16 protein-coding genes are annotated in these 22673 nt (G+C 71.0%); 5 read left to right on the forward strand and 11 right to left on the reverse strand.

All coding sequences use genetic code 11. The annotated features are described in order from the left end of the window. Nucleotides 1-37: 37 nt before the first annotated feature. Nucleotides 38-1546 carry an MFS transporter gene (locus ACTIFV_RS03865; RefSeq protein ID WP_439591459.1) on the forward strand — a complete coding sequence of 503 codons (1509 nt, stop codon included), beginning with the start codon at nt 38-40 and terminating at the stop codon, nt 1544-1546. Nucleotides 1547-1594: 48 nt separating this feature from the next. Here ACTIFV_RS03865 and ACTIFV_RS03870 read toward each other — a convergent pair whose 3' ends face one another. After that, complete coding sequence (locus tag ACTIFV_RS03870; RefSeq protein WP_439591460.1) at nt 1595-2389, reverse strand: SDR family oxidoreductase; 795 nt, start codon at nt 2387-2389, stop codon at nt 1595-1597. Nucleotides 2390-2516: 127 nt separating this feature from the next. On the opposite strand from ACTIFV_RS03870, the gene ACTIFV_RS03875 reads away from it, so the two are divergent. Next, nucleotides 2517-3839 carry a bifunctional o-acetylhomoserine/o-acetylserine sulfhydrylase gene (locus ACTIFV_RS03875; RefSeq protein ID WP_439591461.1) on the forward strand — a complete coding sequence of 441 codons (1323 nt, stop codon included), beginning with the start codon at nt 2517-2519 and terminating at the stop codon, nt 3837-3839. Between the two features lie 88 nt (nt 3840-3927). On the opposite strand, the gene ACTIFV_RS03880 is transcribed toward ACTIFV_RS03875, so the two are convergent. Further along, nucleotides 3928-4878, reverse strand: coding sequence for a hypothetical protein (locus ACTIFV_RS03880; RefSeq protein WP_439591462.1), 951 nt, complete (start codon nt 4876-4878; stop codon nt 3928-3930). Between the two features lie 59 nt (nt 4879-4937). Here ACTIFV_RS03880 and ACTIFV_RS03885 point away from each other — a divergent pair, with 59 nt between their 5' ends. Together ACTIFV_RS03885 and metX are read left to right on the forward strand one after the other, a co-directional pair. Then, nucleotides 4938-5942, forward strand: a complete 1005-nt coding sequence (locus ACTIFV_RS03885; RefSeq protein WP_439591463.1) for a DUF2332 domain-containing protein — start codon at nt 4938-4940, stop codon at nt 5940-5942. A gap of 145 nt (nt 5943-6087) precedes the next feature. Beyond that, complete coding sequence (gene metX / locus ACTIFV_RS03890; protein ID WP_439591464.1) at nt 6088-7290, forward strand: homoserine O-acetyltransferase MetX; 1203 nt, start codon at nt 6088-6090, stop codon at nt 7288-7290. A 3-nt stretch (nt 7291-7293) separates the two neighbouring features. Here the strand turns inward: metX and ACTIFV_RS03895 are convergent, their stop codons facing one another. From ACTIFV_RS03895 to ACTIFV_RS03920, 6 genes are all read right to left on the reverse strand, one after another. Then, entirely contained in the window at nt 7294-12858 is a 5565-nt protein-coding gene (locus ACTIFV_RS03895; RefSeq protein WP_439591465.1) for a hypothetical protein, read from the reverse strand. A gap of 33 nt (nt 12859-12891) precedes the next feature. Beyond that, the gene (locus ACTIFV_RS03900) at nt 12892-13644 is read right to left on the reverse strand and encodes an NUDIX hydrolase (protein ID WP_439591466.1); all 753 of its coding nucleotides are present in this window, start codon (nt 13642-13644) and stop codon (nt 12892-12894) included. Between the two features lie 9 nt (nt 13645-13653). Further along, nucleotides 13654-14838: an MFS transporter gene (locus tag ACTIFV_RS03905; protein WP_439591832.1), complete on the reverse strand. Its 1185-nt coding sequence runs from the start codon at nt 14836-14838 to the stop codon at nt 13654-13656. 92 nt (nt 14839-14930) lie between these two features. Then, the gene (locus ACTIFV_RS03910; protein ID WP_439591467.1) at nt 14931-15254 is read right to left on the reverse strand and encodes a thiamine-binding protein; all 324 of its coding nucleotides are present in this window, start codon (nt 15252-15254) and stop codon (nt 14931-14933) included. 15 nt (nt 15255-15269) lie between these two features. Continuing rightward, nucleotides 15270-16481, reverse strand: coding sequence for a glycosyltransferase 87 family protein (locus ACTIFV_RS03915; RefSeq protein ID WP_439591468.1), 1212 nt, complete (start codon nt 16479-16481; stop codon nt 15270-15272). Nucleotides 16482-16516: 35 nt separating this feature from the next. Continuing rightward, complete coding sequence (locus tag ACTIFV_RS03920; RefSeq protein ID WP_439591469.1) at nt 16517-17362, reverse strand: ADP-dependent NAD(P)H-hydrate dehydratase; 846 nt, start codon at nt 17360-17362, stop codon at nt 16517-16519. A gap of 26 nt (nt 17363-17388) precedes the next feature. On the opposite strand from ACTIFV_RS03920, the gene ACTIFV_RS03925 reads away from it, so the two are divergent. Continuing rightward, entirely contained in the window at nt 17389-18459 is a 1071-nt protein-coding gene (locus tag ACTIFV_RS03925; RefSeq protein ID WP_439591470.1) for an NADH:flavin oxidoreductase/NADH oxidase, read from the forward strand. A gap of 50 nt (nt 18460-18509) precedes the next feature. Here ACTIFV_RS03925 and ACTIFV_RS03930 read toward each other — a convergent pair whose 3' ends face one another. The 3 genes from ACTIFV_RS03930 to ACTIFV_RS03940 all read right to left on the reverse strand — a co-directional run bounded on the left by ACTIFV_RS03930 (nt 18510) and on the right by ACTIFV_RS03940 (nt 22520). Further along, complete coding sequence (locus ACTIFV_RS03930; RefSeq protein ID WP_439591471.1) at nt 18510-19568, reverse strand: hemolysin family protein; 1059 nt, start codon at nt 19566-19568, stop codon at nt 18510-18512. Then, nucleotides 19565-20902 carry a hemolysin family protein gene (locus ACTIFV_RS03935; protein WP_439591472.1) on the reverse strand — a complete coding sequence of 446 codons (1338 nt, stop codon included), beginning with the start codon at nt 20900-20902 and terminating at the stop codon, nt 19565-19567. The genes ACTIFV_RS03930 and ACTIFV_RS03935 overlap by 4 nt, the downstream gene beginning before the upstream one ends. Nucleotides 20903-21059: 157 nt before the next feature. Continuing rightward, a complete protein-coding gene (locus ACTIFV_RS03940; RefSeq protein ID WP_439591833.1) occupies nt 21060-22520 on the reverse strand; it encodes a GuaB1 family IMP dehydrogenase-related protein in 1461 nt (486 codons plus the stop codon). Nucleotides 22521-22673 lie beyond the last annotated feature (153 nt).

Genomic DNA, 22673 nt, shown 5'->3' on the forward strand with positions numbered 1-22673 from the left:
CCCAGATTAGGTCTCCCGCGGTGTTAGTCTCACCGTCGTGACCCGCGCCTCCTCCGCCGCCGACCGCCTGCGCGGTTCCGCCCTCGGCATCACCGCCGGCCTCATCGGCTGGTTCATCCTGGTCGAGATCACGAGCGGCGTGCTGCAGGGGTTCTACGTGCCGCTGTTCAGCGACATCGTCCAGCAGCTCGGCATCCACGACTCCGACGTCAACTGGTTCGAGGCGGCGCAGCTGCTGCTGTCGGCGCTCGTGCTGCCGATCCTCGCGAAGCTCGGCGACATGTACGGGCACAAGAAGATCCTGCTCATCTCGGCGATCCTCACCGCCGGTGCGAGCTGGTGGCTCGCCTTCGCCGGGGACTTCTGGTCGTTCCTCATCGCGTGGGCGCTGCAGGGCTTCTACGTCGTGTGGCTTCCCCTCGAGATCGCGCTCATCTTCGAGCGCGGCCGGCGGCAGAATCGCGGCGTCTCGACGACCCGCCGGGCCGCGGGTCTGCTCGTCGTCGGGCTGCAGGCGGGTGCCATCATCGGCGCACTCGCAGCGGGGCGCATCTTCGCCGCGACGGGCGACCTGCAGACGACGCTGTTCATCCCCGCGATCGCCGTCACGCTCATCGCGATCGTGATCTGGCTCGCGGTGCCCGAATCCGAGCCCCTGCCGGGCCGCTCGCTCGACACGTGGGGCTTCGTCATCCTCGCCTGGGGGCTCCTGCTCGTGACCGGCGCACTCGTCTACATGCGCATGATCGGCGAGCTCGGCCTCGGCCTCGACGGCTGGGTGTGGGTCATCGCCCTGCTGGCGGCGGGTGTCGCGGTGTTCTGGTGGTTCGTGCGGTACGAGCTGAAGCAGCAGGACCCGGCGATCGACATCCGCGTTCTCCGCAAGCCCGAGATGTGGCCCGTGCAGGCCACGGCGTTCCTCGTGGGCATCAGCCTGCTCGGAGCACAGGGGCCCCTGTCGACCTACGCGGGCACGGACTCGTCACTCGGCTACGGGCTGGGGCTGGATGCCACGGACCGCTCGAACGTCATCGGGGTGTACCTCGTCTCGCTCATCGTCGGCGCGGTGATCTTCGCCGTGACCTCGCGCAAGGCGAGCCCGCGCGTCATCCTGATCGTCGCGTCGACGCTCGTCGGTGTCGGCTATCTCCTCTTCCTGCCGTTCCACCTCGAGCTGTGGCAGGTGCTGCTCAACCTGTCGATCGCCGGCATCGGCTCGGGCGCGCTCGTGGCGGCCATGCCCGCAGCGGCGGCCGCGGCCGCCCCGCGCGGGCAGACCGGCATCGCCTCCGCGCTCACGAACACGACGAAGACGATCGGCGGAACGTTCGCGTCGGCGATCTTCGGGGTCCTGCTCGCCGTCGGCGCGGGCACCGTCGCCAGCCAGACCGCGGCATCCCTCGGCGGCTACCTCGCCGTGTGGGCGATCTGCGCGGTCGGCGGCTTCGCCGCAGCGGCCGTGCTGTTCTTCGTGCCGAAGGTCGCCTTCGCCGACACCCTGCCCGAAGAGCTCGAGCAGACCGCGGGCGAGTCGCAGATCATCTGACCCGCCCTGCACCCTCGCGGGCGGGTTCGGGGCGGCGGGTGCGGAGCCTCAGGCCGGCTCGGCGCCGGGGCGCACGGCGAGCGGACCGCGCGCGAGCATGTGCTGGGCGGACTGGGCGACCGGTCGCATCGTGATGAGGTCGAGGTTCACGTGCCCGGGCGCGTTCAGGGCGTACGCGATCACGTCGGCCACGTCCTCGGCCACGAGCGGATTCTCGACGCCCTCGTACACGCGCTCGGCCGCGTTCTGGTCGCCCGCGAGGCGGTTGAGCGTGAACTCGGGCGTGTAGACCATGCCGGGCGCGACCTCGATCACACGGATGGGCTCGCCGTTGAGCTCGAGCCGGAGCACGTGCGCGATCATCGCCTCGCCGGCCTTCGCGGCGTTGTAGCCGGCGCCGCCGGGGTACGGCGTCTCGGCCGCCGTCGATGTGACGAAGAGCGTGTCCGCGTGGCCGCTGGATGCCGCGGCCGCACGCAGCTGCGGAAGGAGCGCCGCGACGAGCCGCTGCGCCGAGAGGACGTTGACGTCGAACATCCACTGCCAGTCCTCGGCGCGACCGTCCTCGACGCGGTCGGTGCCGCGCGCTCCCCCGGCGATCTGCACGAGTGCGTGCACCGGACCGGACGCCGACAGCCACTCCGCGAGGGCGTCGACATCGGTCTGGTTCGTGAGGTCCGCCGCGAACGCGACGGCTCCGCACTCGGCCTCGAGCGCCTCGAGGCGGTCGGCCCGTCGCGCGACGGCGACGGCATCCCATCCCCGCTCGCGCAGCAGTCGCGCGGTCGCTTCGCCGATCCCCGAACTCGCTCCCGTGACCACCGCACGTCTCGTCGTCGCCATGCCTCCACGCTACCGTCGGCAGGTTACGTCGCATGACCCCTTCGTTGTCTACGGGGGCGCGGCATCCTTACCCTCGCTTCAGGCCCCGACGACCGCCGCCGGCCATCAGATCCATCAGGAGCAACTCATGTCCGCACCCGAGAACTGGCGCTTCGAGACCAAGCAGATCCACTCGGGCGCTGCGCCCGACCCCGTGACCAAGGCGCGCGCCACGCCGATCTACCAGACGACCTCGTACGTCTTCGACAACGCAGAGCACGCCGCGAACCTCTTCGCGCTCGCCGAGTTCGGCAACATCTACACGCGCATCCAGAACCCGACGCAGGGCGTCGTCGAAGAGCGGCTCGCGGCCCTCGAAGGGGGCACGGGCGCCCTCCTCGTCGCGAGCGGTCAGGCGGCCGAGACCTTCGCGGTGCTGAACATCGCCGAGGCCGGAGACCACATCGTCTCGTCGTCGTCGATCTACGGAGGCACCTACAACCTCTTCAAGTACACCCTCGCCAAGCTCGGCATCGAGACGACGTTCGTCGAGAACCAGGACGACGCCGAGGAGTGGGCGGCGGCCATCCGCCCCAACACGAAGCTCTTCTTCGCCGAGACGATCGGCAACCCGAAGATCAACATCCTCGACATCCGCAAGGTCGCCGACGTCGCACACGACAACGGCATCCCGCTGATCGTCGACAACACGATCGCGACGCCCTACCTCATCAAGCCCTTCGAGCACGGTGCCGACATCGTCATCCACTCGGCGACGAAGTTCCTCGGCGGCCACGGCACCGTCATCGGCGGCGTCATCGTCGACGGCGGGAAGTTCGAGTGGTCGAAGAACGTCGACAAGTTCCCCGGGCTCACGGTTCCCGACCCGAGCTACCACGGCGCGTCGTACACCGCCGCGGTCGGTGACGGACTCGCGTACATCATCAAGGCGCGCGTGCAGCTGCTGCGCGACCTCGGTGCCGCGATCTCGCCGCAGAGCGCCTGGCTGCTCATCCAGGGCATCGAGACCCTCTCGCTGCGCATCGAGCGTCACGTGCAGAACGCGCAGGAGATCGCCGAGTGGCTCGAGAACCTCGACGACGTCGCCGCGGTGAACTACTCCGGTCTGCCGACGTCGCCCTGGTACGCCGCGGCGAACCAGTACGCGCCGAAGGGCGTCGGCGCCGTGCTCTCGTTCGAGCTCAAGGGCGGAGTCGAGGCCGGGCGCGAGTTCGTGAACTCGCTGACGCTCTTCAGCCACCTCGCCAACATCGGCGACGTGCGCTCGCTCGTCATCCACCCGGCGTCGACGACGCACTCGCAGCTCACGCCCGAGCAGCAGCTCACGACCGGTGTCACTCCCGGACTCGTGCGCCTCTCGGTCGGACTCGAGAACATCGACGACCTCAAGGCCGACCTCGAGCAGGCGCTCGCGGCGGCGCGCAGGGTCTCGGAGGCCGCTCGCGCCTGATCCCGCGTGCAGGGGATCGGATGCCCCGGCCGACGCTTTCGAGCGGCGGGCCGGGGCATCCTGCGTTCGGTCGTCGCGGCCGGCCGGGTCAGACTCGGGATGCCTCCGCCCACCGCAGCACGCGAAGGGCGCGCAGCGTGACCCAGCGGCTCGGAAAGCCCTCCCCCTCGCGCTCGAACGAGAAGAGCGTCGGCCCCTCGTGCGTCAGCTCCAGTGGCCACAGCCCCATCGGCAGTCTCTTGGAACGCAGCAGTGCGAGCGGTTCCGCGAAACGCGGATCGTCGGCGGGCCGCGTCTCGCGGAAGTAGTCGAGCGCCCGCGCCACGTCGTAGTACCAGCGCGGCGGATACGAGGCCATCGCGAATCTCGGATCGATGAGGGTGCCGTCCGACTTGCGATTCATGAGCGACCGCTCGAGCAGGTACTCCTCGCCCGCGAGTCGGGCTGCGCGCGCGGCATCCGTTCCCCCGGTCGCCTGCTCCCACGCCCACAGGCCCTCCAGCACGCAGATGGTGGAGTGGAACGACGAGGGGCTCGTGCCGTCCTCATCCCAGCAGTTCCAGCCGCCGTCGGCGAGGCGGCCCGCCAGGACCGTGTCGACGATCGGCGTGACCTCCTGCCCGAAGTAGGCGCCCACCGCGAGCGCGATGCCGTTGATGCACGGCTCGACCTCGCCGTCGAAGAAGCGCTGACCCGCGTGATCCCACCGCACGTTCTCGCGCACGAGATCGATCGCCCGCGCGACGGCGGGGTCGGCCGGATCGGCCCCGAAGTCCCGCAGCTGCTGCAGCGAGAAATGCGTCGCCGTCCAGGCGTCGAAGAACGGCCGGGACTCGTCGACCCACCCCGGGCGGTAGGTGCCGCCGTCCCATCGGCCGTCGGCGGCCTGCTCGGCCAGGAGCCGAGCGCCCCAACCCTCCTGCGCCACGCGCGCGCGCTCGATCGCGACCTCGTCGGACGACGCGTCGGTCAGATCGCGCAGCACCTGCCAGCGGATCGAGGGATCACCTTCGAGCAGGTAGTCGATGACGTCATCCATGCCACGGATGCTAGACCGGCCCTGCGACACCCGCAGCCCCGCGTCGTATCGTGAACGCTGTGAGCACCGACGACGAGCAGCGGATCGCCGCGACCTACGACGACTTCGGACGTCGCTGGGCGCGCGGCACATCCCCGCTGTACGAGGACTGGGCGATCGGCATCGGGGCGGATCCCGAGATCGTCGCGCTGCTGGCCGAGCTCCCCCGGCCCAATCAGCAGCCGAACATCGTGTTCGCGGCCGCGCGCTGGGCGGGCATCGCGCTCAGGCCGTATCCGGAGGTGCGCGACGAGATCGTCGCGCGTTGGGGCGAGATCGTCGATATCGCGGCATCCCGCACCGTCCAGACCAACGAGCCCAACCGCTGCGCGACGCTCCTGCCCGCACTGAGCCGGATCGAAGGTCCGATCGCGCTGCTCGAAGTGGGCACGGCCGCGGGGCTGTGTCTGTACCCCGACCGGTACAGCGTGGAGTACACGACGCCGGCGGGCCGCCGCCGCTTCGACCCTTCGAGCGGCCCCAGCGACGTCGTGCTGGCCTGCACGGTCGACGACGAGGCATCCGTCCCCGTCCGCCATCCCGACATCGTGTGGCGCCGCGGGATCGATCTGGCGCCCATCGACGCCGCAGACCCCGATGCGATCGCGTGGCTCACCACGCTCGTCTGGCCCGGCCCCGATCACGACGTCCGCGTGGCTCGTCTGCGCGCCGCGGCTGCGATCGTCGCGGCCGACCCGCCGGACATCGTGCGAGGAGACCTCCTCGACCTGCTGCCCGAGGTCGCGGCATCCGCGCCCGCCGAGGCGACCCTCGTCGTCTTCCACAGCGCCGTGCTGCTCTACCTCGACGCCGGCGAGCGCCGTCGCTTCGCCGATCTCGTCACCTCGCTCGACCGCCCTGTCGTCTGGCTCTCGAACGAGACCATGGGCACTCTGCCCGAGATCGATGCCCAGGTGCCGATGGATGCCGCGACCGACCACCGCTTCGTCCAGACCATCGACGGCGTCGCGGTGGCGCTGGCCGGGCAGCACGGCGCGGTGTACGAGACGCTCCCGTTCCGCTGAGCCTCGCCAACCCACCCACTCTTCTCGAACCCACCCGGATCTGCGCGCGAATACGGGTGGGTTGGGACGAAGTGCGTGGGTTCGGCGAGACGCGTGACGGCGTAACAGTCGCCGAGTCGCGGATTCCATCCGGGAGGATGGAGGCATGGACTGGCAGTCATCCGAAGACACCGTGCCCTCGGCACCGGTGACCGAGGCCGACGCACGCCTGCTCCTGGGCCGTCCGCCCGCGACGGGCGCGTGGCGCGACGGCGATCCCGTCGGCGACCGCCGCTTCGCCGCCTTCGGCGCGTTCCGCACGGAGGGCGGCGCGGAACTGCCCGGCTACCGGCTCGCGTACGAGACGTGGGGCGAGCTCAACGCCGAGCGCGACAACGCGGTGCTCGTGCTCCACGCCCTCACGGGCGACAGCCACGTGCGCGGAAGCGCGGGGCCTGGGCATCCCACCTCGGGCTGGTGGGACGACCTCGTCGGGCCGGGTGCCCCGATCGACACCGACCGCTGGTTCGTGGTCGCGCCGAACATGCTGGGCGGATGCCAGGGCTCCACGGGGCCGTCGAGCATCGCTCCCGACGGCTACGAGTGGGCCAGCCGCTTCCCTTACCTGACCATCCGCGATCAGGTCGCCGCGCAGGTCCGGCTCGCCGACGCGCTCGGCATCGATGTCTGGGCCGGCGTCGTGGGCGGCTCGATGGGCGGGATGCACGCACTCGAGTGGGCCATCGGCATGCCCGACCGCGTCGCGCGGGTCGGCGTCCTGTCCGCTCCGCCCGTGAACACGGCGGACCAGATCGCGCTCAACTCGGTCCAGCTCGAAGCGATCAGGATCGACCCGCGCTTCCAGGGCGGGGAGTACTACGACTCGGCCGATGGTGACGGGCCGAGCCGGGGCCTCGGGCTCGCGCGGCGCATGGCGCTGCTCAACTACCGATCGCCCACCGAGCTCAACCAGCGGTTCCAGCGGTCCTGGCAGTCGGGCGTGAGCCCGCTCGGTCACGGCGGGCGGTTCGCCGTCGAGTCGTACCTCGACTTCCACGGCAACCGCTTCACACGCCGCTTCGACGCGAACAGCTACCTCATCCTCGTCGAGGCGATGAACTCGCACGACATCGGCCGCGATCGGGGCGGAGTGGATGACGCGCTCGCGCGGATCACGGCGACGGCGCTCGTGCTCGGAATCGACAGCGATCGGCTCTTCCCGGTCGACGGGCAGCATCGCATCGCCCGCGGCATCCGGAACACGATCGACGACGGCGCCGTCGTGCTCACGAGCGACTTCGGCCACGACGGGTTCCTGATCGAGACGCCTCGCGTCGGCACGCACATCCGGCGGCTGCTGGAGGGCTGAGCGTCAGACGCGCCGGCGGCGGAGCACGAGGAACGCCCCGAGCGCCGTCAGCCCCAGCGCGACGAGGATCACGATGCCCTGGAACGGCGCGCCCGTCGGCGGCAGCTCGCCACCGGGCAGGGGGGCGGAGCCGCTGCCGCCGCCTTCACCTGGCGCCTCCGGCGGCGTGAGAGCGAATTCGACGACGTCGAAGTTGTCCGCGCTCACGGCATCCTGCGCCGCCGATCCGACGAGGGCGCCGTTCGAGAACGACCTGATCGAAGGATCCGTCGAGGCGGTGAGCAGGATGCGGGCGGTCGCGCCGACGGCGAGCGCTCCCGCCTCGCAGGTGACGACGTCGATCCCTTCGGGGTTCGTCACCTGGCAGGCGGCCCCCTGACCCGAGAGGAATCCCATGCCCGTGGGCAGGGAGTCGCTCACGACGACGCTCGGGGCGTTCTGCGGGCCCTTGTTGGTCACCTCGAGCGCGAAGACGACGGGACTCCCGGCGACCGGCGCGGGCGTCACGAGGGACTTGTCGATGGCGAGGTCGGCGATGACGAAGGCGTCGAAGGTCGTCGATGCCGAGTTCGAGGCGACATCGGGATCGGGCGTCGACGAGACGACCGAGGCGGTGTTCACGACGGGTCCGGGCTCGAGGTCCGCGGGCAGGTCCACGCGGACGGTGGCCGACACGGCGTCTCCCGGCCCGAGCGTCGGGGCCGTGCAGGTGACGACCCCGGCCGCGAACTCGCACGTGACGCCGTCGCCCGCGACGACGTCGACGAACGCGAGACCGGCGGGCAGGGCATCCGTCATCACGACGTCGGACGCCGTCGAGGGACCCTGATTGGTCACGCCGATCGTGTAGGTCGCGCGCTCGCCAGCGGCGTAGCTCGCGGCATCCGCCGCCTTCGTCACGACGAGATCCGCGGACTGCACGATGCTCACCGTCACCTCGCTCTGGTTGTCGGTGAAGTTGGGCTCCCCCGTGACGGCGGAGGCGACGGCGCCGAAGTTGACGACGTCGATCGGCGCCTGATCGGGCGGGATGCGTCCCGCGACGCGCACCGTGCGGGTCTCACCCGATGCGAGCGTGCCGATCATGCACGAGACGTAGGTGACGGCGGGATCCACGACTTCGGAGCAGGACGGGTCGGATGCCTCGGGGTCGAACACGATCTGGGACGGGAAGAGGTCCCCGACCTCGGTCTGGACGGCGTCCGACGGCCCCGCGTTCGTGACGACGAGACTGAACCCCGCGAGCCCGCCGGCGGCGAACTGCGGCGCATCGGCGACCTTCGTGATCGACAGATCGGCGACCGCCACGACGTCCTGAGTGACACTGTCGGTGACCGTGGCCGAGATGGGCGACGAGACGCTCGCGGTGTTCGTGACCGTCGGTGTGCCGGCGAGGCTCGCCGCGGCGGTGCCCGACACGGTGATGAGCACGGGCGGTGGTGCCGGCAGCCGGCCGGGTCCCAGCACCGTGCCGAGCTCGCACGTCACGGTGCGCGGGGGCGTGATCGTGCAGGTGCCCTGCGTGCTCGTCGCCGCCGTCGGCGTGAGTCCCTCGGGCAGCTCGTCGACGACGACGACATCGGGAGCGTCGGAGGCACCCTCGCGCGTCACGTCCACGACGTTCTCGACGTCGATCTGGTAGCTGAACGCGGTGCCGGGGATGATGTCGGAGGCCCCGTCGCTGTTGAGGTCTGTGCCGCCGAGGACGGTCTTGTCGATCGTGAAGGTCGCGACGGGGTCGGTGATCGTGATGGGCGCCTGCGAGGTGTTGTCGGCGATGTTCGCATCGGCCGTGCCCGAGGAGAGGGTCGCGGTGTTGACGTACGACCCGGGCGTCGCGTTCGAGAGCGACAAGCCGTCGACCTGGACGCGCCAGCTCGTGTCGCCCGTCGCGAAGACCGGCACGTCGCCGATCGGGCACTGCAGGTCGCCGCCGCTCCACGAGCACTGCGCCGTGATGTCGATCGGATCGACCCCGGGCTTCACGAGCAGGATCCGGTTGACGTAGAAGTCGGTCATCGTCGACGAGTCGACCAGCACGACGTCGCGGGCGATCGACGGGCCGGTGTTGCGGATGTCGATCCCGTAGCCGATGTTGGTCCCCGGCGGCGCCGACGAGGGCGTCGTGAAGGTGAAGTCGGGAAGATCGAGCGAGTACGAGGACTTCACGACGTTCAGATCGGCGACGGTCGTCACGGGGTTGGTCACCGAGACGAGGTTGTTCGACGACACGGGATCGACGCGGTCGGGATCGGTCAGGGTGATCTCGGCCGTGTTGGTGAGCAGCGCGCCCTCGGCGAGCGCCGCGTCGACGCGCACCGTGACGGGGAAGATCGCCGCGAACTGGTTCGGGACGGTCGGCAGGTCGCAGACGAGCTGATCGGGCGGCGTGAACGCGCACTCCGGCACCGACGAGATGAACGTCACCCCGGCGGGCAGCGTGTCGACGACGCGGGCGGACGAGGCATCCGACGGCCCGAAGTTGAGCGCCGCGATGCGGTAGGTGACGGTCTCGCCCGCCGTGAACGACCGGGGCGGCGTGCCGGGAGGCGACGGCAGGTCGGTCGTGTCCCACTTCAGCACCGCGAGGTCCGAGATCGCGCGTGCCGTCACGGTAGCCGTCGCGGTGTTGTTCCCCGGCGCCGGGTCGGGCGTGCTGCTCGTGACGGTCGCCGTATTGACGGCGCCCGTCTGCAGATCGAAGTCGGCGGGCACGTTCATGCGCACGGCGAACGTCGCCGTCGCCTGCGGGTCGAGGTCGGCGACCGTGCACGAGAGACTGCCCGTGCACGTCACGTCCGGACCGGGATCGACACCGAGCAGCGTCAGTCCGGGCGGGAGCGCGTCGGCAACGACGACGTCGCGCGCCGTCGACGGACCGGCGTTGGACACCGTGACGGTGAAGGTGACGTCCTCACCCGCGGCGGGCTGCACGGGGGATGCGGTCTTGGTGATCGAGACATCCGCGGCGGTCGTCACGACCGCCTGGACGGTCGCGGCGTTGTTCGCCGGATCGGGATCGGTCGTGACGGTCGATGCCGTCGCCGTGTTCGAGATGGTGCCGGCGGCGAGGGTCGGGGCGACGTCGGCGGTGACGGTGATCGTCGCCGACGACGCCACGCCCGCGGCATCCGGCCCCGGCACGTCGCCGAGGTCGCACGTGATCGCGGCCGCCGTCGTGCACGTGCCGCGGCTCGAGACGACGCTCGTCGCGGTGAGGCCGGCGGGCAGCGCGTCGGCGAGCGAGACGCCGCGGGCTGTGGACGGACCCTCGTTGGTGACGACGATCGTGTACACGACCTGCCCGCCGGCGCGGGCGTCGCTGCTCGACTTGGTCGTCGTGATGTCGGCCAGCGGCGCGGCGGTCGTGATCGTCGCCGTCGCCGTGTTGTCGGAGGCGTCCGCGTCGGGAGCGTTCGACGAGACCGTCGCGGTGTTGACGAGAGCGACGCCGGCCGGCGTGTCGGGGAGCACGCGCGCCGTCACGGTCATGCTCATGGTCGCGCCGGGAGCCAGCCGCGGAATCGTGCAGCGGGCCGTCTCGGCCGAGACGGCGCACGCGGCTCCCGGCGCGGAGGCGCGCGTGAGGACGAGAGCGGGATCGCCGACCGCGTCCGTCGCGGTGACGTTGACGGCGTCGGAGGGGCCGTCGTTGGTGACGGTCACGGTGTACGTCGTCGAGGCTCCGGGGGCGATGGATGCCGCGCCCGCCGCCTTCGAGACGCGCAGATCCGCCTGCCGGGTGAGTGCGACGGAGGCACCGGCGGCGTTGTCCGACGCGTCGGGGTCGGAGCTCGCGGCCGAGACGGACGCGACGTTCACGACGGTGAGGGCCGTCGAGCTCGAGGGCACGTCGATGACGATCGTCGCATCGACGGAGGCGCCGTTCGCGATCGACGGCACCGTGCAGGTCACGACCGCGCCGGCCGTCGTGCAGGCACCGCCCGGAACCGTCGCCGATGCGAGCGTCACGCCGGCGGGGAGCTGGTCCGTGATGACGACCTCGCGCGCGGCATTGGGCCCGTCGTTGCGGACGCTGAGCGTCGAGACGACCTGACCGCCCGCGACGCCGGGATCGGGACTCATCGTCTTGGTGAGCGCGAGATCGGCGACCGCCGCGACGGGGATGACGGCGGGCGCGACGACGTACGTGAGATCACGATCGAGCGTCGTGGCGGTGTAGTCGAGGACGGCGGCGTTGCGCAGCGTCGTGCCTCCGGCATCCGGCCCGATCGCGACGCGCACGCGTGCCTGCCACGTCGCGCCGATGCCGATCGTGCCGGCCGTGCACGTGACCGTGCGGCCCGAGCCCGTGCACGCGCCCGCGCTCGGTGTCGCCGAGACGAAGGTCGTGCCGGGCGGCAGGGTGTCGGTGATGACGGCGTTCGTCGCAGGATCCTGCCCCGTGTTGGGGTAGGTCAGGGTGTACTCGAGCTCGTCGCCCGGCAGCGCGGGGGTGCGGCCGGCGAGATTCGACACGGTCTTCGTGCTCGTCGTGAAGTCGGGCGCGAACAGTCTGATGGCCGTCGTCACCATCCCTGGGAAGTAGCGGTCCCCCGTGCTCTCGAGCGAGATCGTGGCGCTCGTCGCGCCGTTCGGGATGCCGCTGGCCGCGAGATTCTTGACGTCGTAGCCCAGCATGTTCACGTGGGCGGGCGTGCGGGACGCGACGCTCGTGCCGTTGTCGTCGTTGGTGCCGTTGAAGAAGTTGCTGCCGCGAGAGAGCGGCGTCGTCGACAGGAGCGTCGAGTTCAGGCGCGCCGAGTCGCCCGACGTCGAGAAGTCGCCCTCGTAGGCGACCATGCCGAGCTGCGTCTCGACCGGGCCCGAGACGGGGGTGCGGAACCCGGACAGATTGATGACCTGCGGCTCGTCCCGGCCGACGTCGGCGAAGCCGTCGAAGACCGTCAGGCTGCGAAGGGGCAGACTCGGCGCGCGGAAGACGACGACGAGCGACCACCCGGCGTAGCGGTCCTCCCCCGTTCCTGCCACGACGTTCGCTCCCCAGTAGGCTCCCGCTCCGGCACTGCGCACGAGCGTCGTCACGTCGGCGAACTCCTGGTACGCCTGATCACCCGAGGTCGGGCCGAAGCTCGCCTGCGACGTCACGCTCGTGTAGGTCGACGCGCCGGGTGCGCGCAGCGCCATGACGCGGCGATCGCCGACGCCCGCGACCCCGCCCGCTCCGCGGCTGGCGCGTGCGCCCCAGTACAGCCCCGCCCACAGCACTTCGCCGTCGGCCGGCGCGATGACGGTGGAGCTGGACGAGTTGAACGTCGACGGGTCGGCGTCGGCATCCAGATTCGCCATGGAGAACGCGTTGTTGTTGAGCGCGGTGGTGCCCGCCTGCGCCCCCGCACAGCGCGCATCGGAGGTCGGACATGTGAGGAGGTTGTTGCCGAAGACCGTCACGGTGCCGTTGTCGTCAGCCGAGAACCGCGCCGCGAACGGGACGATCGGCACCGCGAAGCTCGTGCTCGGCAGCATCGCGACGAGCAGGACCGCGAGCAGGGCGCCCACCACTGCAGTGCGCCACCACCCGTATCGGACTCCCCCGAACTCGGACACTGGCCTCAGGCTAACCCCGCCGCCGCGGACCTGTCACTCGCCGCGCGAGTACACCCACGGCAGCACGCCGACCTCGAGCCGGTGGCGGGCGGATGCCTCGGCGTCCGCGACGGCGTACTGCCCGTCGCCCTGCCACAGCAGCATCGGCCCGGTGGGACCCCGCCGCGCGACGCTGTCGAATCGCTCGACGCCGGCGCGCTCCGCGGCATCCATCACCTCGGCACTGGTCCGCCCGCGCGCCAGTCCGTGCAGCGTGACCCACGTCGGCGGGTAGAGGGTGAGCTCTCCGCGCGCGTGACGATCGAGAATCTCGCTCGGCCGCTCCCAGCGGGCGCTCACCGCCTCGGCGGCCGACAGCACGAGGTCTCCGTCGGGTGCCGCGCACAGGAAGAACCACGTGCGGATGCGCAGGGGGATCCCCGGCGGCGGGTCCCAGACCGAGAGCGTCACGAGGTCGGCCACCTCGATCACGAGCCCGGTCTCCTCCGCGGTCTCGCGCACCGCGGCACGACGCGCGGCATCCCACTCCTGCGTGTCGGTCGCATCGTGGTCGGCGGGGTCGAGCTTTCCGCCGGGGAACACCCACGCCCCCGCGAACGAGCCGCGATCGGGCCGCTCGATGAGCAGCACCTCAGGACCCTCGGCGGCGTCGCGCAGCAGGACCACCGTCGCGGCGACCGGGATGTCGGGATCCGCGCCGTCGGTCGCGACCCGCGGGCGGGACTCGCCGACGGCATCGCCCAGCGCGCGGAGCGCGCGGTCGGCGGGAGAGGCGTCGTCGGGCACGCGTCCAGACTAGGCCGCGACCCGTGCCTTCGAGGGGTCCCGCGCGAACGAGACGGCGGCCAGCACGAGCCCGCCGAGCGCGAGACCCACGCCCACCCAGGGCGGTGCGACGAAGCCCCAGCCGATCGCGATGACGACGCCGCCGAGGAAGGCGCCCATGCTGTTTCCGATGTTGAGGGCCGAGTGGTTGAGCGCGGCGGCGATCGACTGGTTGTCCTGCGCGACGTCCATGAGCCGCGTCTGGATGGCGGGGCTCAGCGCCGCCGAGACGAATCCGGTCGCGAAGACGAAGAACCCCAGTGCCCAGATCGCGTGCACCGTGACGGCCAGGAGCGCGAGCACCACGGCGAGCGCGACGAGCCCCCCGAGGATCGCGCGCTTCAGATCGACGTCGGCGAGGTGGCCGCCGACGAGATTGCCCACCGTCATCCCGAGCCCCATGATCACGAGGATGATCGGCACCACCCATTGCGGCGAGCCCGCGACCTCGGTCACGAGCGGCGCGACGTAGCTGTACACGGCGAAGAAACCGCCGAAGCCGATCGCGCCGATGCCGAGGACGAGCCACACCTGGCCGATGCGGAAGACCTTGAGCTCCTCGCGCAGCGTGCGGCCGGGATCGCCCGCGTGGTCGGGCACGAAGAACGCGATCGCGATCGTGGCCGCAGCGAAGATGCCCGCGACCACGACGAACGCCGACCGCCACCCGAGCTGCTGGCCGAGGAACGTGCCGAGCGGCACGCCGACGACGTTGGCGAGGGTGAGTCCCGTCAGCACGAACGCGACGCCCTTCGCGCGCTTTCCCGGTCCGAGCACGTCGGCGGCGACCAGCGCGCCGATGCCGAAGTACGCCCCGTGCGGGAGCCCCGCGAGGAATCGGGATGCCGCGACCAGCTCGAAGGTCGGAGCGAGGACCGTCAGGGCGTTGAAGAGCGTGAGGGCCAGAGCGAGGCCGATCATGACGCGATGACGAGGAAACCGCGCGACGCTGCCGGCGATCGTCGGTGCACCGACGACGACGCCGAGCGCGTACAGCGTGATGAGCCAGCCCGTCTGCGCGATCGCGTCCTCGGGGCTCGCCGTCCACTGCGCGGGCAGCAGGTCCTGCGCGATGTTCGGCAGCAGGCCCATGACGACGAACTCGGTCATGCCGATGCCGAAGCTGCCGATGGCGAGGGAGAGGAGCGCCCACATCGCCGCACCCCTCTTCGTGGAAGAGGAGGTCACCGCGCCATGCTAGTGCGGGATGGCGCGGAAGTCGAATCGATTCGACCGCCGCTGGTCGCTCAGTCCTCGGGGCCGAGATCGCTCTCGGCGAGCGCGGTCTCGAGGCGCTCGATCTTGCCGTCCAGTTCGCCGGCGAAGCCGGGTCGGATGTCCGCCTTGAGGACGAGCGACACGCGGGATCCGAACGGCAGGACGGCCTCGGTGGCGCGCTTGACGACATCCATCACCTCATCCCACTCCCCCTCGATCTCGGTGAACATCGACGTGGTGCGCTGCGGCAGACCACTGTCGCGCACGACGCGCACGGCGGCCGCGACCGCATCGTGGACGCTGCCGTCGGCACGGCCGGTGCCGCTCGGAGCGACGGAGAAGGCGACGAGCATGAGGGCTCCTTCGGTTCAGAGGACGGATGAGGGATGCCGCACCCGCGCCGGCACGCGCACGAGCTCGACGAGCGACCACACGAACAGGGCGACCAGCAGCAGATTCCGCGTCGTGAGGATCGCCACGGGACCGACCTCCGCCGACATGACGCCGAGATACGTCAGCGGATACACGAACTGCGTGAGGAGCGCCGCCGCCAGTCCCCCGACGGCGAACCCGCGCCAGCGTCGGCGGGAGATCACGAGCGCGAGCACGAGCGGCGCGATGAGCCACACCTGGAACTGCGGCGAGCCGACCTTGTTCAGCACGATGAATCCGAGCGTGACGGCGAGCGCGAGCGGCGGGAAGAGGCGGACGAAGGATGCTCCGCGCACCGCCTTCACCGCTCCGAGCGCCGCGACCGCCGCGAGCACGACGAACAGGAGCGGTGTCATGACGGCGCTCACGACCTCAGCGCCCGGTCCCTGCACCTGCATGGTGTTGAGCGCCTGGTCGTATACGACGGCGGAGTCCGGCATCCCGAGCACGACGCGCCACAGCAGGTACGCGCTCACCGGCGCCTCGAGCTGCAGTCCGCGGCCGGTCTGGCCGCCGACGAAGCCGAACGCGTGCGAGATGCCGCCGAGGGCCAGGATGCCGAGCAGCACGACGGCCGTCGTGACCGCCGCTCCCGCGAAGACGGCGACGCGGCGGCGCACGGCGATGATCGCGGCGAGCAGGAGTGCGGCCGGCCAGACCTTGATCCACGTGCCGATCGCGAGGAGCGCGGATGCGAGCGCAGGACGACCCACGAGCCAGAGGCATGCGGCGATCGCGAGCGGGACGGTGATCGCATCGATGCGGTACATGCCGACCGGGCCGAGCGCTGCGGCGAACGCGAGCCAGAACCCGGCCGCGAGCACCCGCCCGCGCGAGCGGGCCGCGCCGATCAGCAGAGCGAACGCCAGCGCGTCGCACAGCGTCACGAGGATCGCCCATGCGATCTCGTAGCCGCCGAAGAGCTGCGCCCACGACCCGGCGACGATCATCGGCACGATCGCGAGCTGCGGATACACCCAGTCGGAGGCGATCCCCGGGATGCCTCCACCGGACAGCGCCTGGTTCACCCACGGCTGATAGGCGATCGACAGGTCGCCCATCGGCTGCGTGGGCCAGACGAATCCCGACACCGCGACGGCGACGTGCACGAGCACGAAGGCGATCCACAACCACGCTCGCCTCGACACGTCCTCCATCGTAGGCGGGCAGCCCAGCCCCGACGTCAGCCCGCCAGCACCTCGGCGACGGCACGCGGCAGCGCCTCGGCGACGTCCAGCGCCGTGATGGGTCCACCGGCGGTGTCGGCGCGCGCGGCGGACAGCGAACGTGCGGGGGCGTGAGCGGACGACGCGAGCGCCCCCGCACGGCCGTGCAGCCAGGCCGCCGATGCCGCGATCGGCGCGAGGTCGGCGCCGGCGGGTGCCCCCGCGAGGAGGGCGCCGAGCACTCCCGCGAGCACGTCACCGGTTCCCGCCGTGGCGAGCCACGGGGTGGCGGCGCCGACGCGGAGGACGCCCCCGCCCGGATCGGCGACGATCGTGACCGATCCCTTGAGCAGCACGACGTTCCCGAGTGCGCGCGCGGTCTCGACCGCGCCCTGCGCGCGGTCGCCTCGGACGGCGCCGAGCCCGAGGTCCGTGCGCAGCCGGTCGTGCTCGCGGTCGTGGGGCGTGACGACGATCGGCGCGCGCCCGTCGGGCGCGAGGTCGAGGGCACCCGCGTCGACGACGACGGGGAGATCCCCCGACAGAATGCCGCGCAGCGCCGTGGTCTCCTCGTGCGGGCGCGTGGCGGCGTTCGTCCCCGAGCCGATCAGCCACGCCTGCACGCGACCCTCCGCCGCCACCGTCTCGGGTCGACGTGCGAGCACCGCGTCGCGCGCGGTACCGAGATATCGGACCATCCCGAGACCCGTGCGCCATGCCGCTTCGACGCCGAGCACCGCCGCTCCCGGATACTCGACCGAGCCCGTCCTGACACCGAGGACTCCCCGGGAATACTTGTCGTCCGTCGCCGTTGGCCTCCGGAGGACCCCGGCGACGTCCCGCGCCGACCACGTCGCACTCATGCCGTCACCCTATCTGCGGAGAATCCATGACCTCGCTGTTCACCCCCATCGCCTTGCGCGCGCTGACCGCGCGGAACCGGCTGTGGGTCGCCCCGATGTGCCAGTACAGCGCCGTCGACGGCGTGCCCCAGGAGTGGCACCACAGCCACTTGGCGCAGTTCGCATCCGGCGGTGCCGGGCTCGTGATGGCGGAGGCGACCTCCGTCTCACCCGAGGGTCGCATCTCGCCCGAGGACACGGGCCTGTGGAACGACCGGCAAGGTGATGCCTGGACCCCCATCGTCGCCGCGATCCGGTCCCGCGGATCGCTCGCAGGCGTCCAGCTCGCGCACGCCGGCCGCAAGGCGTCGACGTGGTCGCCGTTCTCCGGTCGCCGCGGATCGGTGCCGCTCGAGGACGGCGGGTGGCCGACCGTGGCACCGTCGGCGGTCGCGTTCGACGGCTACGCCGAGCCCGCGGCCCTCGACACGGCGGGCATCGATGCCGTCGTGGCCGACTTCGGCGCCGCCGCGCAGCGCGCGGTCGACGCCGGATTCGACGTGATCGAGCTGCACGCGGCGCACGGCTACCTCCTCCACGAGTTCCTGTCGCCGCTGTCGAACCGACGCGAAGACGCGTACGGCGGGTCGCTCGCGAATCGTGCGCGTCTGCTCCTGCGCATCGTCGACGCGGTGCGGACGACCGCGCCCGACGCCCCGCTCTTCGTGCGGTTCTCGGCGTCGGACTGGGCCGAGGGCGGGCTCGACGTCGACGAGATCGCGACGGTGGCGCGCTGGGCGTCCGACCGCGGCGCCGACTTCTTCGACATCTCCAGCGGCGGACTCGTCGCCCACCAGCAGATCGCGGTCGGCCCCGGCTACCAGGTCGCCTTCGCGGAGCGCGTGCGCCGCGAGGCCGGCGTCCCCGTGAGCGCCGTCGGCCTCATCACGGACGCCGCGCAGGCCGAGTCGATCGTCGCCGCCGGAGAAGCCGACGCCGTCATGGCCGGGCGCGAATGGCTGCGCGACCCGCACTTCGCGCTGCGCGCCTCGACCGAACTCGGTGTCGAGATCGACTACTGGCCCGCGCAGTACCTGCGCGCCCGCCCGCAGGGCTGAGGACTCCGCTCCCGTCGGACACCATGTCCGGCGGGAGCGGAGCGACGAGCTCAGTAGCCGCGGCGGCGGGTGGCGTCCTGCACTTCGCCCACGAGCTCCTCGAGGACGTCCTCGAGGAACAGCACCGCGGTGGTGGCGCCCGCGGCATCCCGCACCTGCGCCAGGTGACGACCCGCCCGGCGCATGAGGGCGAGGGCGTCTTCGAGGTCGGTCGTCTCGAGCACCGGCACCATGTGGTGGATGCGCTTGGCCGGCAGGGGCTGCACGACGTCGGCTGCCGCATCCGGCCCCTCGGCGGCACGCAGCACGTCCTTCAGGTGCACGTACCCGACCGGGACGCCGGCGGGATCGACGATCACGTAGCGCGAGAAGCCGTGCTTGGCGACGGCGCGCTCGATCTCGTCGGGGGTCGTCGCCTGCGGCAGGGTGACGAGGTCCGCGAGCGGAACCGCGACGTCCTTCGCCTGCTTGTCGGTGAACTCGAGAGCCGCCGTGACGGCGCCGGATGCGTCATCCAGCACGCCCTCGATGCGCGACTGGTTGACGATCGTCGCGACCTCTTCGAGCGTGAAGGTGGATGCCGCTTCGTCCTTGGGCTCGACGCGGAACAGGCGCAGGATGTGGTTCGCGATCCAGTTGAGCGTGAAGATCACGGGGTGGAAGACGCGCGACACCCACACGAGCGGCGTCGCGAGCATCAGCACGGCGCGATCGGGCACCGAGAAGGCGAGGTTCTTGGGGACCATCTCGCCGAACACGACGTGCAGGTACGACACGACGAGCAGCGCGATGATGAACGCGATGACGTCCACCGTGCCTTCGGCCAGCCCCGTGAGACCCAGCGGCTCGGCGAGCAGGTGATGGATCGCCGGCTCCGACACGTTCAGGATCAGCAGCGAGCAGATCGTGATCCCGAGCTGGCTCGTCGCGAGCATGAGGGTCGCGTGCTCCATCGCGTAGAGCGCCGTCTTGGCGGAGCGCGAACCCTTCTCGGCCAGCGGCTCGATCTGCGAGCGCTTCGCGGAGATCACGGCGAACTCGGCGCCGACGAAGAAGGCGTTGAAGATGAGCAGCACGAACAGCCAGGCGATTCCGGCCCAATCGTTCATCGGCGATCACCTCCCTCGGCGATCGCTTCTTCGACGGCATCGGTCATCGGCGTCGGGGTGAACCGCACGCGGTCCACGCGCCGGCCGTCCATGCGCTGGACGTCGATCGTGCCGTCCTCGATCTCGAGCGTGTCGCCCGGGACGGGTATGCGCTCGAGGACGCTCATGATGAAGCCGCCCACGGTGTCGTACACGTCTCCTTCGGGGATGCGGATGCCCGTGCGATCGAGCAGCTCGTCGGGCCGCAGCTCGCCGGGGAAGACGACGCCGTCCGCCTTGCGGGTGATCCCCGCGACGCGGCGGTCGTGCTCGTCGAGCACTTCGCCGACGATCTCCTCGACGAGATCCTCGAGCGTGACGACACCGGCCGTCCCGCCGTACTCGTCGACGACGACGGCCATCTGGTACCCGCGGGCACGCAGCTCGGAGATCAGGGCGTCGAGGTGCACGGCTTCGGGGACCCGCAGCGGCTCGGTCGCGAGCGCCGCCGCCGGCACGTCGTTGCGACGTTCGCGGGGCACGGCCACCGCGGCCTTGAGGTGCACGATGCCCGTGATGTCGTCCATCGAGTCCTCGTAGACCGGGAACCGGCTGTGACCCGTGCGGCGCGCGAGCTGGATGACGTCCTCGACCGAGTCGTCTGCTGCGATCGCGTGCACGCTCGGGCGGGGGGTCATCACGTCGGCGGCGGTGAGGCGGGAGAACGTGAGGGTGCGATCGAGGAGGGATGCCGTGTCCTCCTCGAGCACGCCGGCGCTCGCGGAGCGCCGCACGAGGCTCGAGAGCTCCTCGGCGGTGCGGGCGCCCGAGAGCTCCTCCTTCGGCTCGACGCCGAGCAGGCGCAGGAATCCGTTCGCGCTGCCGTTGAGCACGTAGATCGCGGGCTTGAAGACGGTCGTGAAGAGCGTCTGGAACGGGATGACGAGCTTCGCGGTCTGCCGCGGCACCGCGAGGGCGAAGTTCTTCGGAACGAGCTCGCCGATGATCATCGAGAAGATCGTGGCGACGGTGATGGCGATGATGACCGCGAGGGGGCTCACGAGGCCCGCGGGCCAGCCCCACGCGGTGAAGACCGGCCGCAGCAGGTTCGAGATCGCGGGCTCCATCGTGTAACCCGTGAGGAGCGTCGTCAGCGTGATGCCGAGCTGCGCGCTCGAGAGGTGCGTCGAGGTGATCTTCAGCGCGCTGATCGTCATCGACAGGCGGGTCTCGCCCGCCGTGCGACGCGCCTCGAGGTCGGCGCGGTCGAGATTGACGAGGGCGAACTCGCTCGCCACGAAGAGTCCGGTCCCGACCGTGAGCAGGAGCCCCACGCCCAGCATGACGTAATCCATCAGGCATCACCCCCGATCGAGATCGAGGAGGGGTCGTGGGGCGTCTGTCTACTGGGAGGGTCGTCCATCGTGCGCACCATTCTAGGGGAGCGGATGCTGACAGACTGCCGCACCCGCGACATCCATTCGGCGCCGCACTCCTGCGTCGTAGAGCGGCCTACCAGCTGACGGGGAGCGCCTTGCCCTCTTCGTACCCCGCGGCGGACTGCAGGCCGACGCGGGCCCGATCGTGGAATTCGGCGACCGAGGCGGCACCGGCGTACGTGAACGACGAGCGCACACCCGACGTGATCATGTCGAGCAGATCCTCGAGGCCGGGACGCAGCGGGTCGAGGTAGATCTTCGACGACGAGATGCCCTCGGCGAAGAGCTCCTTGCGCGCGAGCTCGTACGGATCGAGCCGGCCGAAGCGCTCGTGGACGGCCTTGGTCGAGGCCATGCCCCACGATTCCTTATACGTGCGGCCCGAGGCATCCGTCTGCAGCTGACCGGGGGCCTCGATCGTGCCGGCGAACCACGAGCCGATCATGACGGATGCCGCGCCCGCCGCGAGCGCGAGCGCGACATCGCGCGGGTAGCGGACTCCCCCGTCGGCCCACACGTGCGCGCCCATGACCCGGGCCGCTTCGGCCGTCTCGAGCACGGCCGAGAACTGTGGGCGGCCGACCGCGGTCATCATGCGGGTCGTGCACATCGCGCCGGGTCCGACGCCGACCTTGAGGATCGACGCGCCGGCGGCGACGAGGTCGTGCGCGCCTTCGGCCGTCACGATGTTGCCGGCGGCGATCGGGATGCCGAGGTCGAGCTGGGACACGGCGTGCAGCGCCCGCAGCATCCCCTCCTGGTGCCCGTGGGCCGTGTCGACGACGAGGACGTCGACACCGGCCGCCGCGAGCGCCTTGGCCTTGGAGGCGACGTCGCCGTTGATGCCGACGGCGGCCGCGACGATGAGCCGGCCCGACGCGTCGACGGCGGGGCGGTACAGTGTCGCGCGCAGCGCGCTGCGGCGCGAGAGCGTGCCGACCAGGAAGCCGTGGTGCAGGACGCACGTGATCTCGGCGTCGGCCGCGACGATGAGGTCGAAGGCGTGGCGCGCGCTCTCGACGTCGTCGGCGTCGATGGATGCCGTCCTGCCGCGTGTGAGGTCTCCCAAGCGCGCATCGGGCAGGGCCGTGCCCAGCCGCGTTGCGGCGACGACCCCGAGGATGTCGTCGACATGGATGCGGGGCGCGTCCGGATCGGACACCACGACGATGCCGTGGCCCTCCGTCGCGGGAAGGAGCCTGGCGGCCTCGGCGACCGTCGCGTCGGGGCCGAGCACGAGGGGCGTGTCCCACGGCACCGGCTGGTCCTTGACCCACCGGATCGCGGCGTCGAGGTCCTGCAGGGGCATGTCCTGCGGGAGCACCCCGAGGCCGCCGCGGCGTGCGAGCGTCGCCGCCAGGCGCGGACCGGTGACGGAGTTCATGTTCGAGGACACGATGGGTATCGTCGCGGTCGACCCGTCCCCGGGAGACAGGTCGACGTCGAGCCGGCTCGTGACGGCGGAGCGGCGTGGGACGAGGAAGACGTCCGAGTAGGTGAGGTCGACTTCGGGTCGCGCGCCGTAGAACTCCATGGCTGTCAAGGGTAGTGATTCTTCCTGGGCGGCAGATGATGCGATTCTTTCGCCGATGAACGGGACTTGTCCGGATCTGTCTCAGCCGATGGGGTTAGGCTTGATCCCCGTGCGCGTGGGCGGATTCGTCCCGCACGAATCTCAGATCTTCAT

The organism is Microbacterium sp. (genome assembly GCF_051860965.1).
Classification (GTDB): domain Bacteria; phylum Actinomycetota; class Actinomycetes; order Actinomycetales; family Microbacteriaceae; genus Microbacterium.

Bases quoted from the DNA above. Each gene is read 5' to 3' on its own strand.
- ACTIFV_RS03930 (WP_439591471.1), bottom strand. From the start codon at position 19,568: ATGAACGATTGGGCCGGAATCGCCTGGCTGTTCGTGCTGCTCATCTTC.
- ACTIFV_RS03910 (WP_439591467.1), bottom strand. From the start codon at position 15,254: ATGCTCGTCGCCTTCTCCGTCGCTCCGAGCGGCACCGGCCGTGCCGAC.
- metX (WP_439591464.1), top strand. From the start codon at position 6,088: ATGGACTGGCAGTCATCCGAAGACACCGTGCCCTCGGCACCGGTGACC.
- ACTIFV_RS03870 (WP_439591460.1), bottom strand. From the start codon at position 2,389: ATGGCGACGACGAGACGTGCGGTGGTCACGGGAGCGAGTTCGGGGATC.
- ACTIFV_RS03925 (WP_439591470.1), top strand. From the start codon at position 17,389: ATGACCTCGCTGTTCACCCCCATCGCCTTGCGCGCGCTGACCGCGCGG.
- ACTIFV_RS03940 (WP_439591833.1), bottom strand. From the start codon at position 22,520: ATGGAGTTCTACGGCGCGCGACCCGAAGTCGACCTCACCTACTCGGAC.
- ACTIFV_RS03905 (WP_439591832.1), bottom strand. From the start codon at position 14,838: ATGTGGGCGCTCCTCTCCCTCGCCATCGGCAGCTTCGGCATCGGCATG.
- ACTIFV_RS03920 (WP_439591469.1), bottom strand. From the start codon at position 17,362: ATGAGTGCGACGTGGTCGGCGCGGGACGTCGCCGGGGTCCTCCGGAGG.
- ACTIFV_RS03880 (WP_439591462.1), bottom strand. From the start codon at position 4,878: ATGGATGACGTCATCGACTACCTGCTCGAAGGTGATCCCTCGATCCGC.
- ACTIFV_RS03935 (WP_439591472.1), bottom strand. From the start codon at position 20,902: ATGGATTACGTCATGCTGGGCGTGGGGCTCCTGCTCACGGTCGGGACC.
- ACTIFV_RS03875 (WP_439591461.1), top strand. From the start codon at position 2,517: ATGTCCGCACCCGAGAACTGGCGCTTCGAGACCAAGCAGATCCACTCG.